This is a genomic window from Sutcliffiella sp. NPDC057660 (assembly GCF_042800035.1).
Taxonomy (GTDB): domain Bacteria; phylum Bacillota; class Bacilli; order Bacillales; family Bacillaceae_I; genus Sutcliffiella_A.
The window spans coordinates 24,319-41,428 of sequence record NZ_JBHVHV010000011.1 but is presented as its reverse complement, the minus strand read 5'-3'; the positions used below and the strand labels follow the sequence as shown (position 1 = coordinate 41,428).

7 protein-coding genes are annotated in these 17,110 nt (G+C 43.2%); all 7 read right to left on the bottom strand.

Translation table 11 applies throughout. The features are described from left to right. Positions 1-89 precede the first annotated feature (89 nt). The 7 genes from ACFVAD_RS13755 to ACFVAD_RS13725 all read right to left on the bottom strand — a co-directional run bounded on the left by ACFVAD_RS13755 (position 90) and on the right by ACFVAD_RS13725 (position 17,108). Positions 90-6,605, bottom strand: a complete 6,516-nt coding sequence (locus ACFVAD_RS13755; protein WP_386640951.1) for a 5'-nucleotidase C-terminal domain-containing protein — start codon at positions 6,603-6,605, stop codon at positions 90-92. Positions 6,606-7,192: 587 nt separating this feature from the next. After that, the gene (locus ACFVAD_RS13750; protein WP_386640947.1) at positions 7,193-8,182 is read right to left on the bottom strand and encodes a LacI family DNA-binding transcriptional regulator; all 990 of its coding nucleotides are present in this window, start codon (positions 8,180-8,182) and stop codon (positions 7,193-7,195) included. A gap of 158 nt (positions 8,183-8,340) precedes the next feature. Then, positions 8,341-9,456, bottom strand: a complete 1,116-nt coding sequence (locus ACFVAD_RS13745; RefSeq protein ID WP_386640945.1) for a Gfo/Idh/MocA family protein — start codon at positions 9,454-9,456, stop codon at positions 8,341-8,343. Between the two features lie 81 nt (positions 9,457-9,537). Then, positions 9,538-10,902, bottom strand: coding sequence for an ABC transporter substrate-binding protein (locus ACFVAD_RS13740; protein ID WP_386640942.1), 1,365 nt, complete (start codon positions 10,900-10,902; stop codon positions 9,538-9,540). A 393-nt stretch (positions 10,903-11,295) separates the two neighbouring features. After that, the gene (locus ACFVAD_RS13735; protein WP_386640940.1) at positions 11,296-12,432 is read right to left on the bottom strand and encodes a Gfo/Idh/MocA family protein; all 1,137 of its coding nucleotides are present in this window, start codon (positions 12,430-12,432) and stop codon (positions 11,296-11,298) included. A gap of 4 nt (positions 12,433-12,436) precedes the next feature. Continuing rightward, positions 12,437-13,222: a sugar phosphate isomerase/epimerase family protein gene (locus tag ACFVAD_RS13730; RefSeq protein ID WP_386640937.1), complete on the bottom strand. Its 786-nt coding sequence runs from the start codon at positions 13,220-13,222 to the stop codon at positions 12,437-12,439. A gap of 538 nt (positions 13,223-13,760) precedes the next feature. Beyond that, positions 13,761-17,108, bottom strand: a complete 3,348-nt coding sequence (locus ACFVAD_RS13725; protein WP_386640934.1) for a GH36-type glycosyl hydrolase domain-containing protein — start codon at positions 17,106-17,108, stop codon at positions 13,761-13,763. Between the last annotated feature and the right edge of the window lie 2 nt (positions 17,109-17,110).

The following is a 17,110-nucleotide window of genomic DNA, read 5'->3' as shown; positions in this document are numbered from 1 at the left end:
GATCTAAAACAAAAAAGCAACTGCCACAGGGGTCAGTTGCTTTCTTTTTAAAGCCTATCAACTATTACAGGATAGTTACCAGTGAGCAATTAAACAGTTCTTCTTCTCTTATTAAAGAAGAATAAAACCCCACCAGCCAGAACTAACATTAATCCTGTCAAAATGATCGTAAAAGTATTTGTTGCAGTAACCGGAAGTTTATTACCTGGTTTGTCTCCCGGTTTATTGCCTGGATTTTCTCCTGGTTTATTACCTGGATTCTCTCCCGGTTTATTGCCTGGATTTTCTCCTGGCTCTTCTCCTGGTTCTTCACCCGGTTCTTCTCCCGGTTCTTCTCCTGGTCCTTCACCCGGATTTAAACTTACATCTACAAATCTACCTTCGATTTCAGTTGGGATTCCTTCACTTCCAATATTCACTAAATGCTCACGGAAGTTTTCCCAATCTGATAAGCCTAAATCAGTTACCCGGCCTTCTGCATAAGCATTTGCAAAGACGTCATAACCGTCTCCGCCTTTTGCTGTGAATGCATTTGTAGCAATGGAGTAAGTTTCATCGTCTTTAATTTCCACCAAATGACCATTCTCATCCATATATTGAATGGACACTACACGCTCGCCTGCAGGCTTAGTAGAATCAAATTCTACTATCCCTCCGGATACGTGTAAGAAACCGCCATTTTCGCCTGGATATTGGCTGAAGCTGTGTTCGAATGCTTCTTTAAGTTCTGCACCAGTCAAATCCATCGTTGCCAAAGTATTGGCAAATGGTAGAACTGAGATGACTTCACCTACAGTGATTGGACCTTTATCAATCGCCGCACGGATTCCGCCACCGTTTTGCAGTGCCATGATGACATTCTTACCAGTAACGAAGTCTTTAGCCTTTGCAAGCATTCCGTCGGTAATCAGATTACCCAGGATTGTTTCGTTTTTACGTACACTTGGCTTAGTATTGTCGCCATTTGTTCTTGGGTTTTCTAATTCAATTGGAGTTGATACGCCAATTTCTTCATTTGCTTTCGCATCAACATGCGCTTTGAATGGTGCCAATACTTCTACTGCATCTGGATCAGCTTCTTTGCCGCTGACTTTGATTAAGTGTCCGTCATTTTCAATTACTACACCATTTTCATCGAATCTTACGTCCAGCACACCCAGATTGCTATTAGCGTTTCCAGTTTGTACGATGACAGTTGGCGTTGCATCTTTATCCACCATTACAGGTTTGGATAATGCAGTATGGCTATGTCCTCCGACGATGATGTCGATGCCTTCTACTTCTTCTGCAAGAACTAGGTCATTATCGATTGCTGCATTGTCGTCATATCCGATATGCGTTAATGCAATAATCTTGTTAACACCTTGTGCCTCTAAGGAAGCAACTGCATTTTCTGCTTCTTCTAAATAATTTTCAAAAGTTATGGAGCCTGGGCTTGAGATATCCGCTGTTTCTTCTGTTGTTAAACCGAAGATACCCACTTTCTCGCCGTTCACTTCTTTGATGATACCATTATAGATTTCACCATTTTCATATGCTTCTTCAATGGAGTCATTGAATAGGCCATCAAACTTCGCATTTTTTGAAAAATCAACGTTCGCACTTACAAATGGGAAGTTTGCTCCCTTAACAAAGTCAACCAATGCTTGATGGCCTTCTGCTGAAGAACCTAGGTCAAATTCATGGTTACCGAATGTCATGGCGTCATAGCCCAACAGTTTCATTAAAGCAAGTTCCGCTTGTCCTTTGAACTCATTGAAATATAGCGTTCCAGTGAATACATCTCCTGCGTCTAGTAGAAGTGCATCCGGATTTTCTTCTCTGATTTCTTTTACGGCTGTAACGGTTTTCGGCATATTTTCCAAAGCTGCATGTGTGTCATTTGTATGCATAACCGTTAGGTCGAATAGACCTTTTATATCTGTGATTCTGCCTTCAGTTTCAGTTGGGATTCCTTCGCTGCCAACACTTACTAAGTGGTCGCGGAAGTTTTCCCAATCAGATAAGCCTAGATCTGTTACACGGCCTTCTGCATAAACTTTTGCGAATACGTCATAGCCGTCTCCGCCTTTTGCTGTAAATGCATTCGTTGCAATCGTGTACGTTTCACTATTTTTCACTTTTACATATTTGCCATCTTCATTTAAAAACTTGATGGATTTTACGCGCTCGCCTGCAGGTTTTGTAGAATCAAACTCGATTTTACCTCCGGCTACGTGTAAGAATCCGCCATTTTCCCCTGGATATTGACCTAAACTGATTTCAAATGCTTCTTTAAGCTCCTCACCAGTCAACTCCATCGTTGCCAGTGTATTGGCAAATGGAAGAACGGTCATGACCTCTCCTACAGTGATCTCCCCTGCATTGATTGCCGCGCGGATTCCTCCACCGTTTTGCAATGCCATGATGATATCCTTGCCAGTGAAATCTTTCGCTTTCGCAAGCATTCCGTCAGTGATCAGGTTACCAAGGATTGTTTCATTTCTACGTACACTTGGTTTCGTATTGTCTCCGCCTGTACGTGGGTTTTCTAAAGCATTAGGTGTAGACACGCCGATTTCTGTTTGCGCTACCTCATCCACATGTGCTTTAAATGGAGCAAGCACTTCTACCGCTTCTGGATCCTCTTCAATTTTATCCGTGATTGCGATAATGTGACCATCATGTGTGGAAATAACACCATTTTTGTCAAAATTAACATTCAAAACACCAAGGTTATTGTTTGCATTACCAGTTTGAACGATTAGGGTTGGTGTTGCATCATTATCTACCACTACCGGCTCTTTCAATGCTGTATGACTATGTCCACCTACGATTACGTCAATGCCTTCTACTTCTTCAGCAAGAACTAGGTCATTGTCGACTGCTGCATTGTCGTCATATCCGATATGCGTTAAAGCGACAATTCGATTGACACCTTGTTCTTCTAAATATTCAACGGCTTTTTTTGCTTCTTCCAGATAGTTCTGGAATTCAATGGAGCCTGGGCTGGAGATATCCGCTGTTTCTTCTGTCGTTAAACCGAAGATACCAACTTTCTCACCATTTACTTCTTTAATGATACCGTCATAAATTTTTCCGTTTTCATATGCTGATTCAATGGAGTCATTGTATAAACCGTCGAATTTTGCATCTTTTGAGAAATCAACGTTTGCACTTATTAATGGGAAGTTTGCTCCCTTAACAAAGTCAACCAATGCTTGATGGCCTTCTGAGGAAGAACCTAAGTCAAATTCATGGTTACCAAAAGTCATTGCGTCAAAGTCCATCAGCTTCATCATGGCTAGATCAGCTTTACCTTGGAATTCATTGAAATACAATGTCCCGGTAAATGCATCACCTGCATGAAGAAGGAGTCCATTAGGCGTAACCTCTCTAAGTTCATTTAGCTTAGTGATAGTCCTTGGCATCAAATCCAATGCGGAATGCGTGTCATTCGTATGGAAGATTGTAAGGTCTGGTCCCGTTAAATCAAGTTGTACCAACACAGGGTCATGATCAGATGCCTGACCTTGTGCTTCCGTGAAATTCGCATTGATATGAATCATATCAACTGTTGTATTTGATACTAGATTATTAGAAACTAAGATATGGTCTAACACTTGGTTGTTTCCTTGGAAGAAGTAAGAGAAACGATCCTTGGCAGGAACGAGATCAACCATATTAGTTAGAACTCCGCCTTTTAATGTTTTAAGTACTGGAGTGAATTCAAAATCATTCATATCTCCTGCAACAACCACATTTAAAGCAGGGTTTTTAGCAAGTCCAGCAGCAACGAAACTGTTAATTTCTTGTGCTAATTGAAGTCGCTCAGCTTCTGAACCCAATTTAGGAGGTTGACTTGCTCCCCATAGAGATTCGTCTCCACCTTTAGAATTCAGATGAGTTCCGATAACTACGACACGCTCACCTTGGAATTCAAATTCAGCCGCAATCGGTTTACGTGTGTTTGTAAATGCTTCAGGGTTGATAACCCCTGGATTTAACGTTAAGTTGCCTTCTTCTGACCAAGCGTTTGCTTGAGTTGCTGTACCTTTAGTAGCATCAACTAAATCCACTCGTTCAGGGTTGTACAGGTATCCAACACGGATATTTCCGCCTGGTGCACCACCGTTTGTATTATTTTCAGGTGCAACATCAATCCAATCATACTCTGGACCACCAGCAGCTTTGATTGCGTCAATCAAGCGCTCATAGCTTTCCGATGCATCAGCACTACCAGAATCCGTCTGGCCGTCATTATCCTGAACCTCTACAAGCGTAATAATATCAGGAGATTTCATATTTTCCACAAAAGAGTTAGCGATTCTTGCCACTTTCTCATCTGGTGTATTAGCTTTGTTGTTAGAGAAGTTTTCAATATTGTAATTTGCTACAGTCAATTTGTCGTCTGCAGGTTCAATATGTGTAACTTCTGGTTTAATGGTGGATGGGATCACTTCAGGCAATGTGCTCTTGTCTGTTACCAGTTGGTAGCCTGCACTTGCATAAGAAAGGATACCAATGACATCTCCATCAAATTGATCGCCTGATTTAAAGTTGTTACCAACGTTATCAAGCATAATTTTTTCAGGGTTATAATCGTCTGCTGCGATATTTAATCCACCCATAACGTTCAACTCATTATTTGTTGTGCTTTCCACAATGATTGGAACATCGCTTGTATATGGCGGTCCTACTACAAGAGCATCCGGGAAGGAAAGGCGCATATATTCAACAGATTCCCAGAAATCAATGCCGTCTTCTTCAGGATCAAAAGATTCCATTTTGTCGTTATCAATGATTTTGTTTGGAGGGATGATATCTTCCCCAACAACAAGTGGCGCTGGAAGTTCGGCTGTACCTGTTTTTTCTACTGAAGTTCCAGTAATTTGTGTTCTGGAGAGGTTAGCGCCCCCACCATATTCTGTAACTGTTCCATCTACAGAAACTTTTTCACCAACAGAAACTCCATGAGTTCTTAGGAATACTTCAATTGCTTCAGATGTAGCGCTATCATCATCTGCATTCTCCACATCCTGCATGACAAAGCTGCTTGTACCAAAGACATGAGTTACCACACCTGTGATATCTGTCACAGAAGATCCATTATATTCGGAAACATGTCCTTTTCCTTGGATATCATGAATAAAAATGCCTTCTGTATCCAAAATTTTGTAGGTGAAGCTGAATACTTCGCTCTCAGTACCATCTGTAACTGCGATTGCTTTAATGGTCGTTTCTCCAGTTTCTAAAGCAATTGGTTCCGAATATTTTGTACTAGCTGAACTTGGAGCTGAGCCATCCGTAGTGTAGTAGATTTCAGCACCTTCAGTACCCGATTTCAATTCGATTTTTGTACCTGCTTCTACAACTCCTTGTGCCTGAGTTGCATATACGTCTGGTTTGTTAACTAAGTCATAGCTTTCTAAACCAGTAGTTTTTAAATGATAGCCGGTATCATTAATAGATCCAATTCCTGTTAGATGAACTTTATCGCCTTCTTTGTAGTGCTTAATCAGTTCATCATAATTGGACCCTGTACGATTATCGTGAATGACAGTTACTTTTTCTCCACTTTCAAAAACCGCTTGGAAAGAAGCCGTTCCATAAGTATCTTTTGTCATTTCAGAAATGGTAACGCTTTCAAATATTAATAATTCACCTTGTGTACTCTCATCAACTTTTGTCACAGCTTGTGTGGCAGGAAGTTCGTTTCCGGATGAGATGATTTCTAGATTTGTAATATCCACAATTTCTAATTCATTGTTATATGTTTTCAAAGTGCCGGTAATTTTAATTTCATCACCAGGCTTTACACTCTTCGGACTTCCATAAATGAACATTCCAGCAGTTTCATCTTGCATGTAGAATGAATCTCCGCCCCAAAGTCCTGTGTTCGTTGTCGCAATTCCTTCAATCGTTACTGTGTTGTTCTCGCCTAGTTTGCGAGCTTCTGCAACAGTGGTTGTTGGAACTGGTTCTGGATCGGTAGGCTCACCAGGATCGGCAGCTCCGAAAGTATGTTTTCCTAGGTCAGTGAAAACATTGTTCCCTTGGTTCGACCATTCTGTGTTTTTATCAAAAGCGTCGTTGATGACTGTATCGCCTGTTGTAACATCGCTGTCTCTAACAAGAGAAACATCAGCTAGTACATTTTCAACTGAACCGACTTGGCCAATTGAATCTACTACTTGTCCATCTTTTTTCAGGACAATCTGATCGTTTCCGTTAAAATTAATGACTTGCGTGCTACTGTCAATTTTGTCCGCGACAGCAACAATATCAGCATGCGCATCCGCACGAGAAATAACGTATGTATCTCCAGTTGCAAGCTTTCCATCTAGTGTTAAAACCTTATCTGTGGTTGTAGTACCTGTTGTTGCTGAATTACCGTTATTGTAATGTTCGAGAGTATAGCCTCTGAGGTCGACCTCTTCTCCTGTTCCATTAAAAAGCTCAATAACCTTATTAGAATTGGATCCCTCAATATATTCCGAAATAATGAGATCAGTAGCAACAACAGCTTCAGCTTTAACGTTAGTATTAGCCACTGGTGCAAATAAACTTGTGATCAAGAAAACCAATGTGACAATACTTATAACCCTCTTGTGTCGTCTTTTCATTTTCTTCCTCCCATTTTCTAAAATATTATTGACCCTTTTGTTGAATCATGGTGATTTAGCGTGTCTTACGTAGTAATAAGGGGAAATTTGCAACAATTGTTTCCCAGTCATTATTGTATAGCCCTATTATGAATCTAGTGTTGATTTAATGTGAAGATTAGTAGAATTACCACAAAACTAAAAAGTGGCAATTTTCAAAAAATAAAAACTAGACTCCTAGACAAATACAAGAAAAAACGGGTAAGACCGTATTTTTTTGACTTTTTCTAATCTTTTTAAACAAAAATCCCCTTTTACCATTATAGGTTTGAAATAATTATGTGTAAATACAAACTCTTCTTGAGTAAAATTCCTTTTCCTTCCAAAATAACTCAGGACCAGTTTTATGGGAATGATTTAGTATAAAAATTATTTTCAACGGTCATTAGGAGAAGGTGTCATTTTTATTCCTATTGTCAGGCTTTTATTAACAGTATGCATGTCTATTCCTATTATGGTACAGGTAGGAAATGAACAGGAATAAGAAAGACTGAACAAAAAAGAAGCCCTCTTCCTTCTCCATAAAGTATCGGAAGAAAGAATGGCTTCTACGTATGTTTGACAGAATTTCTTGCAATAAGTTCGGTCGACAGCTTGTAGGACTGTTCGACTTTTTCTTTGGATAAGGCCTGGAACACGACATGGACTGCCAATGCACCGACTTCGTATTTCGGCTGCCTGATGGTCGTTAAAGGAGGACTGACGTATTCGGAAAGCTGGATATCGTCATACCCGATGATGGAAATGTCGTTTGGTACGCTGATCTTGTTTTCTTTGAATGCCTGCAGGCCTCCGATCGCCATTTCATCGTTCGCATAGAAGAATGCTTGCGGCAGGTCACGTTGGGCAATCAGCATCTTGGTTGCACGGTAGCCGCCCTCACGTGTAAAGTCGCCGTACACTTTCCATTTGGATTGATAAGGGATTCCGTAATGCCTTAACGCATCCTGATAGCCTTCAAAGCGCATCGAATTATCATGGGAATCGATCGGTCCACTGACAAACGCTATCTCACGGTGTCCTTTTTCAATAAGGTGCTCGGTGGCCAAATAGCCTCCATGGATATTATCGACTTCCACCTGATAGACAAATGGATGATCTATTTTCCGGTCCAGAACGACGATTGGGAAGCCTTCTCTTGCAGAATCGAGAATGATGTCGTCGCTGATGTTATGGGCCAGGATAATGGCGCCGTCCACGCGCTTTTCCTTCAGAAATTTAACAGCTGTGGATTGCGCGCCTCCGACTGAGCTGCAGGCGATCAGATCATAGCCGTTCCTGATGGTGACCTCTTGAACACCTTTTATCAGTTCGGAATAGAAGGGTCCGGATAGATCCTTCAGAATCAGTGCAATGGTATTGGTCTTGGTCCGCTTTAAATCGGACGCAAATCCATTTTTCATGTAGTTCAGTTCACGTGCGGCCTCCTGCACCTTTTTCATGGTGGCAGGGCTTACCTTGTTTACATTATTCAGTGCATAAGAAGCTGTAGAGACCGCTACTCCAGCTAGCTTTGCAACATCTTTGATTGTTGCCATCTTCTTCACATCTCCAATATGTTTTCTCTGACCCCTATATATCAAGGTGGACTGGTAGTTTCAGGTTTTGAAACTACCGGGTCCAACTCTTTTGAAACGTTTCAATACCTTATTTATAGCATAATGTAAACACTTACAATAATCAATAGATATTGATTTTACTTATTAAAAAGGTCCTGTCTGTCCTGGGAGAATCCTACCGGGAATGCGGCAGGGCGTTGGCAGGCATGCTGGATTGCAATATGCTTTCCGTCCCGGGAGGATCCATGAATGGCATGCATCGTCTCTAGCGCCTGCAGTGCCAATTGTCCGCTTGCGCGATGTGGGCGTTCACTCCGGATGGCATGGGCCATATCCGCTGCACCGATTCCCCTGCTGTTTTCGCTGTAGCCGTATGCCAATGGAACCTCCGTAAAATGGTTTTCCCCCGCTCTTCTGATGGTGATCGTCCCACCGAAGTTATTCGGGTCCGGTACGCTTAACGTTCCCAGGGTTCCGTAGATTTCCATACAAGGCAGACTTGTTCCGCCCTTTACATCGAAGCTTGTGATAAGGGTTCCGACCGCTCCGCTTTCAAAGTCCAGAATACCTGTCACATGTGTCGGCGTCTCTACCGGAATTTTGCGCCCATAGTCCTCGGCTCTTGTGACGGTTCGTTCGGGGAATGAGATTTGAGCAGAACCTGTCACCCGTTTGATCGGTCCAAGCAGATGAATCATGGCCGTGATATAGTATGGGCCCATATCAAACATCGGGCCACCGCCTTTTTGGTAATAAAAATCAGGATTTGGATGCCAGCCTTCCGGACCTGCGCCAAGCATAAAACCTGTTGCTGCAACCGGTTGTCCGATCCAGCCATCATCAATCAGCTTGCGACATGTCTGCAGGGAACCTCCAAGAAATGTGTCAGGTGCGCATCCGACTCTCAGGCCTTTTTTCTCAGCCAATTCAAGTATCTCCTTGCCTTCTTCGACTTCGATTGTCAAAGGCTTTTCCACAAATACGTGCTTGCCTGCATTCAAAGCAGCCAAGGTTACCTGCGCATGAGCTTTTGGAATGGTCAGGTTGATGACCATTTCAATTTCAGGATCTGCGAGCATCTCCTCAACGGTATACACCTTTTCCACTTGATATTCTGCTGCTTTTTCCCGAGCCCTTTCGATATCAATATCGGCAACTGCCACAATATCTAAAATCGAGAATTTCTTTGGTGCCTCCAGATAGATGCCGCTTATTGTTCCTGTTCCGATAATTCCAACCTTCACTTTTTCCATACTCTAAAACTCCCATCTTAGATGAATAAAAGCGGCGACCATGAAACGATCGCCGCACTCATTTTTATACTATTAATTCAATTATTGCCCAATTGCTTCTTTTCCTTCTTGGTGCTTCTGATTTGCTAAATCATTGATTTGGGAAATGTAGTCTTCTATCTTTACTTGACCTTTAACAGCCGCTTCCAATAGCGTCGTGATGTTGGCATTCGGATTGTCTTCCACCGCTACCCCGGTTGGAGCTTCCCATCTGGACTGTACGTACCCTGGAACAAATTTGAATGGTTCAATTACTCCATTGTCGAGTTTTTCATAAGCAATACGCAATCCAGGAAGGTCTTGAATTTCAAAGTAGGCATCCAATACCTCTTCATCTGTTGTAACTGGCAGACCGTTTAAGCCCTTTTCTTCCTCTACTGCAACTTCAATTCGTTTCAAGTATCCTTCTTTTCCAAACGTCATCCATTTTGTGAAAAGATACGCTTCTTCTGCATGTTTTGTAGTCTTGGAGATTCCCATATAGTCATTGGCAACCACTGTTCTTCCGCCTGGAATCCCGATGAAATCATATTCAAAGTCCAGGTTTTCCTCAAAGGAGGAGAGTGCCCATGTTCCATCCCATACAAGTCCCATACCGCCGGCAGTCCAAACCTCACCAGGATTTTCCCCTGTAAAATTGCTTTTTTGTTCGTCCGACAAGGATTCATACGTATAGCCGTTTGTGACTAAGTTGTTGGCAAAATTCAACCCGTTGATAAACTCATTGCTATCCAAGTGATACCCTTCCTCCGTGTATGTATACCAGCCGAGAGTGTCACTTACCGCTGCGGGATACCAGTCAAGAATGGCGTTAGGGTTGTTTACTCCCACCTGTCCATTGCTGATATCCGTAATACTTCTTACCGCATCAGCAAACTCATCGATGCTATAGCCATTTTCCGGAACATCCAGGTTTTCCTGATTGAACAGGTCTTTATTGACATAGTATCCTAATAGCTGCTGACCAGCAGGTAATGCGTAAAGAACTTCATTGTAAGTGGCGGATTCCCGCACCACTTCCGGGATTTTTGCGAAGTCTTCATCGTCTGCAGCCATTTCAGTGAGATCCAATAGCCAATTGTTTGCAATACCAGGAGGAATCTGTGCAAGCGAGAAAACATCCGGCATTTTATTAGCACTAGCTGCAGCTGCCAAGCCGTCGTTCCATTGCTCACTCGCGATGACTGATTCATCGATCTCGATATTTATGTGAGGATATTTCGCTTCGAACTCTTCTATCATTATTCTATCCAGGTTTCGCTCTTCTTCGGTACCAAGGCCCCAGCTTGCAAAGGAAATGGTTACCTCTTTCTTATTTGATTCCTTTTCCGTTGATGTATCTTTACTGCAACCGATCAGAAGCATCATACTGGTGGAGATTGCCACCAAGGATTTTAACATTTTCATGAACTGCACCCCTTTGATTGATAGGTATAAAAGGGTGTTCAAAAAGCTATGGGAAAATGCTTGAGCTAATGGATGCGAAAACGTCGGGCTAATCTGCGATGTCAATATGTCCTATGAGGTATGGTCCTTTTGTTTTTACAAATTCGAAGAGCTTTCTGCACATTTTCTCTTTCTTTTCGAACACACACTTTTGGATCATAGACACTGGTAGATAACATACTAGAATTTTTTCTAACTTTAAAATCCCTCTTTTGCAGAACCCACAACGAAATCGAAACGTTTCTCTCTTTTGTAAAAAAATATATAATATTTACTGATTACCTTATTGATACGTTTCGATAAAACTATTATACTTCACGTTGTAATCGGTTACAATTCTTTTTATCTAAACTGTCAATATACATTGCTTGGCTCTAAAGCCTGTGTCTTGGACATGGAAATGACCTCTTCTGCCGTTACTTCTCTCTCCAAAGTATTTGAGAGATAGATTCCTTCGCTGATAAGCATGGTCTGAAGGGCAATTTCTGCTGTTGGCAACAGTTCCACCCTGCCTTGAAGTGCTGCAATCCAATGGTGCTGAGAGGAGTCGTAGGCATCCGTATTTTCCTCAAGCTGATGCCAGCGATAGTCCGCTGCCCCTAAATCAAAGGTTCCGTCCATATCCATCCCTTCAATTGATGTGTGGTAGCTGAAAGGGGTGCTGACTCCGTTGGTGTAGCCAGGGAACTGGATACCACCTTCATTACCTACAAGATAGCTGCCTTCGAAGCCATTTAGATGAATGGCCCAGGACTCGATGATGTCCAGCGTTACTCCACCCTCAAACCTGACAAAACCCACCCCTAATTCCTCTACTTCGAATCCGCTGATCTGTTTTCTCTTTTCATCCATATCCAGTTCGAGATACGTTTTCCCGGTAATGGTTTTCACTTTTGGTATGTTCATGATATAAAGAAGTTGTGAGATGCGGTAGACTCCCATGTCAAACAAAGCTCCCCCGGAAGCCATCTTCTTCTGAAGAAATTCCTTTGTTCCATATCCATCTACATATGGACGTCCTCTCCTTCTAAAACCGGTGGACCTGGCATGGTATAAGGTTCCTAGCTTCCCTCCATCTATCAGCTTTTTAGCAGCTTTTGTTTCTTTTAAGTAGAGGAAACTCAATTGTATGTGCAATTTCTTCCCGTATTCTTTTGCAGCATCCAGCATCCTCTTTCCATCTACATATGAACCTGCAATTGGTTTCTCGCAGTACACATGCTTCCCGGCCTCCAGTGCTTCTATGGTCACTGGAGCATGAAGATTGTTATGCAGGCAGACATCAATAGCGTCAATGTCCTCTCTTTTTAACATCTCACGGAAGTCTATATACGTATCAGGGATTTTATATTGCTCGGATACCTTTCTCAATTCATTTTCATTGATGTCACAGATTGCCACAACTTCCGCTCCGGTCACATTTGCGTATTTATCCAAATGATCTTTACCAATGATACCGACACCAATAACGCCGATTCGTATTTTTCCCATAGGATTATACACCAATCTTTCTTAATTGTTGATTTTTCATATTTTCCCAAGTGTTACGGGCTGTTGCAAGCTGCCATGCTACCTGGCTGTATTCATTTATTGATGAGTGATGCTCGATTCCAAGATGTCCCTGATATCCAACTGAGTCGAGAATCCTCAATTTCTCCTCACATTGTGGGATAACCCAGGCAGCCAGGTGGGTATGGAAAGCATATTGTGCACAAAGTCTATCCCCGTTTTCCTTGTCGACATCCCAATTGTCAAAATGCAACAGGATTCCAAAGGACGGATGGTCTACTGCTTCATATACTTTCTTAATGTTTTCCGGTACACGAGAAGCTCCCCAATGGTTTTCAGGACCAATCTTAAACCCGCAATCATGGGCAATTTTCGCATATTCCTTATATCGCATCACGGTATATTCAAACTGTTCCTCCGTCATTTCCAAATCCCTGCCACCCATGTCGATCCGGACTGTCTCTGCACCTAAGATCTCCGCCGCCTTCAAGTTTTTCAGTGCATTCTGATACCACTGTTCCTTTGCTTCCGGGTTCGGGTCCCAAACTTCCGCGCAATCGACACAGAGATTGGCAAGGTACATGTCTTTCTCATCCATGGCTTCTTTCACTTTTTTCAAGTAATCTACATCGAAACTATCAAGCATCATGTTCCAAATATCAGCTGAATTAAGGTGATAACGGTACTTGGCGCTTTCCAGGTAGCCGAAAACATCCATTTTCCCTTCGTTCATCATTCCGTGAAATGAATAAGATGCAATTGTATATTTCATTCTTTTTACCTCCATGTATTACACAATTTTTTATTCAAGGATAAAGAAACTACATTATGCAGGTCTTGTTTGTGAATGTACCTTTAATGAATGGGGGATTGTAGCTTTAGAAAAGACATTCACTTAAAGAGAGAAAACGGTTATAAGCACACGCTCCTTTCACGTTAATTTAGAATATTCTGAAAAACTATCTTTCCTAGAATTATACTGAAAAGAACAGCCGAGACAATTAACAAAAACATGCAGTTTGGATAATTCATCGATTTTTATTTTATAATTCGTTTAAAACGTAAAAAAGGATTAGTTATTTAAAGTGTTGATTTTTTTAGAATCTAGCTGTTGATTGGAGCAATAGGCGAAGACTCCTGCGGGAGGTAGCGGTAGGCTGGAGACCCCGCAGGGCGAAGCCTGAGGAGGCTCCAGCACCGCCCCTTGGGTCGCTGCGCCTAGTGCGGAAATCAACAGCGGTCTTTAATAGCGCCATAAAAAAAGACCCGAAAAGCATAATCTGCTTTTCGGGTCAGCCGTTACTTCTGTTTTAAACAAAAATCTCAATCACGTTTTTACCTTCAGTTAACACATTCTCAAGCACCGACTTACTGATCGTAAATCCACCTTCACGGTATCTATTCGATAACGCAGCCGCTTCGACCGACTGCCCGTTCACCGATACCTTTTTCTCATCCTGGTTCAGGCGGTAGACGAAGCTTACTTCGTGACTGTTCACCTTGAATTCAAAATTCAGTCCATCCAACTTTTCGGGAAGTATAGGATCGATGACAAGATTGCCTCCGTGCTGACGGATGCCCAGGCAGTTGGAGATCAGCTGGTTCATGTAGATTCCAGGGCCGGAAGAGTAGATTCTCCATCCGCCTTTCACCTTCACGGAACCGTCGCGTAACTTATCAAAACCTTCTTGTGCTTCATAGCGCGTATTGAATTGTCCGTCTGAGGAGCTGAAATATGCATTGCTTTGACGGCGCTCCGCATTTGGTACCGCGTTCTGGATGCCGATCGGGTTGATGACATTCAAGCCGTTCCATACCTCATCCGTTTTGCCGATCTTCGCCATTGCTTCCACGAAACGAATGTGGGCGTGTACATACTGCAATCCGATTTCTCGGCCGAAGTTTGCAGCCTGCTCGGCACGTTTGAAGTGGGTGCTCACTCCGCCTGCGTATTTGGCCGGGCGGTTCATCAGTCTTACTCCATCCGGGCAGAACAGTTTTTCCTTGATGACACTATAGTGGGCTTCAGCTTGCTCCGGTGTCAGCAGCTCACTGATCATGCTGCGGGTCATCGGCAATAGGCGGTAATGGATGCCTGTTTTCGTATCCTCTGGATGCACCATCAATTCAGGCTTTCCTGGCTCCTCCATGTAGACGAATCCTGGAATCACATCGTTGCCAAGCATATATTTATTGAAGTCCTTTTCGATTCCTTCCGCTAAGCGTTTCAATTCAGCCGCTTCTGTCTGATCCACCTCTTCCAATGCCTTGGATAATGTGTTCAGCACCTGATAGGTCAAGGAAACGGTCCAGCTGCTCACCATGTACTGCTTCAACTGTGCGTTCGCAGGCTGAAGCGTGTCATCCCAATCCCCATCTCCGTAGGAAGATAGATACGTATCATGCAGGAAGTTGTCCTTGATGAACTGGATTTCTTTCTTTGCATGCTCATATACCGTTGCAGTATTTTCGGTGAACTGATAGGCTTTACGGATTGTATAAGGAACCTGCTCCTGCAGAATACTGTAGTCCTTCGTGATGGTCAAATAGTCACTTAAGACTTTCAACGGCCAAACGATGATGTCGCCATGGCTTTCATCATGCTGGATACGGAAGTATTTATCGAACATGAACCACTGCGGCCAGTTTCCTGTATCCTCGTACTGGTGGGAATAGACCTTCTTGATGATTTCCTTTACGCTGTCGTATTTTTGTGTAGCCATGAAGTATTCGGTCGGCCCCTGGCATACGTCACGAGTTCCCCATGCTGCCCCGCCGTACTGCTCCAAGCCGTGAGGGACGGAGTAGTGGACTAGCATATTGTGGGTGTACCACCATGCCAATGCATTCACTTTTTCCAGCTCTTCTGTTGCTTCGCCATTCTTGGAAAGCTTAAAGCCATTCATGACATTTTCAAAGAATACACGGTAACGATCGATTTCCGCCGAAACGTCACGTTGAACAAATGGCAGCTCTTCTCCGTGAAGCAAACCTTGAACCGCCATGTGCCACTCGGAAGTTGCACCAAGCTCAAGCACCACTAGGGATGCGGAATTTGGCACAACATTTTGCGCAAGCTTGCTCTCGTTCTCCACCGTGAATTCTGCACCATCAACTGTCAGCTTGTAAGCGAGGTTCGGATACGTATGAATCGAATCAGATCCTTCTGCTGCATGGAAGGTTAGAGTCTTTCCATCAACATGCATGCCGAAATCTTTATCAAGCTCGTTATTGTTCATACTGATCTGGTTGGTTACAAGGTAGCGGTACGCTTCCCCTTTTTCGGAACGGACAGTCAGGTGAACTTCCGGTGAATCAACCACTGTATAGTTTGTGATGACAATCGTATCATCCGCTGTCTTATAGAACCAGCGTGCATAGTTGAAGCCGATCTCAAACACGGATGGCATGGTCAACAGCTTGTAGCTGCCTTCCACCTCTACATAGATGCGCTGACCGGAAGTTTTCATTACGTTCAGGGCGTTACGTGCATTGGTCATCATTTTGTTGAAGCTTGTGTTCCCAACCACCAGCTGGGAGTTGAAAATTCCGTACATGTACAATGTGGAAGTGATAACATTTTCCGTCATTTCGTCGTTGTTACCGGACATGATGATGTGGCCATGAGGACGTTCCACATGCTGTTCCTTCTCTTTCAGCACGACATGCTCATGCGTGTCGGTAAAGAAGGAAAGCAAGGTATCTCCTTCCCATTCCTCCTGATGGCGGACAGGATAATGCGCATCCACTTCTTCTTTTGTCCAAGCATCACCAGAAAGAGTTCCTCCGATAGATGGAAGGATGCTCACTTTTTCGAGGGACTTCAGTTCAGCCGCTCCCATTGGAAGAACCTCCTGCCATGCCTGCTCTACTTCGTCTTCAAACTCAAGTGCTGTTACCGCCTGCTCCTGGTTTTCCTTGAAGAGACCGTAGAAAACAAACTGCTTGCTGCCGTCCAGTGTCACCTTTTCCGATTGCAATCCCGTGTAGGCGAATTCATACTGATACACTTCATTCGGAAGAGAAGCTTGTGAAAGGATTTCCGGCTTGTTTGTCTCTTTAAAGGATAGGCCAAAGAATTGGAATCCGTCCGTTGAATAGCCCACCGCTTTTGTCAAAGAGCCCTGCTGCAGATAAGGGAACCCTCCCGGCTGCGGCTGGTTCTGGCGGGAGCAGACAACATAGCCTCTGCTCTCCTCTTCAAACACTTTGTGGTCGATGTATTGAGATAGATAGGATTCGTTGGACCGGATCAGGCCTTTGCTTCCGATCCCGACATCCTGTCCATAGACAATGTCAACCTTCTGGCCTTGGCCTTCTACCGTTACGTCCCAGAACCAGATGCCTTTGTCCGATAGGTGGAAGATGACCTGATAGGATACGTTTTCCACTGTGCCTTCCCAGACCATGCGGGATTCGGAATAGCTCACCTTGCTTGTAGATCTAACGCCTAAAAGAGGAAATGCTTTTATCCCATCTTCTTGATGCAAGCGTAAAAAAATGTTGTTAAGCGCTCCGTCTACCGGGTTGGACATCCATTGGTTGATCATGATTTCTTTATGGGTCGCCTCGAAGATATCTCCACTGTTTAAAAACGTAAAGCGATAGTTTCCTGCCTGAATATTAATCTTTGCGTCATTTCTAGTTTGAGTGTGCATGG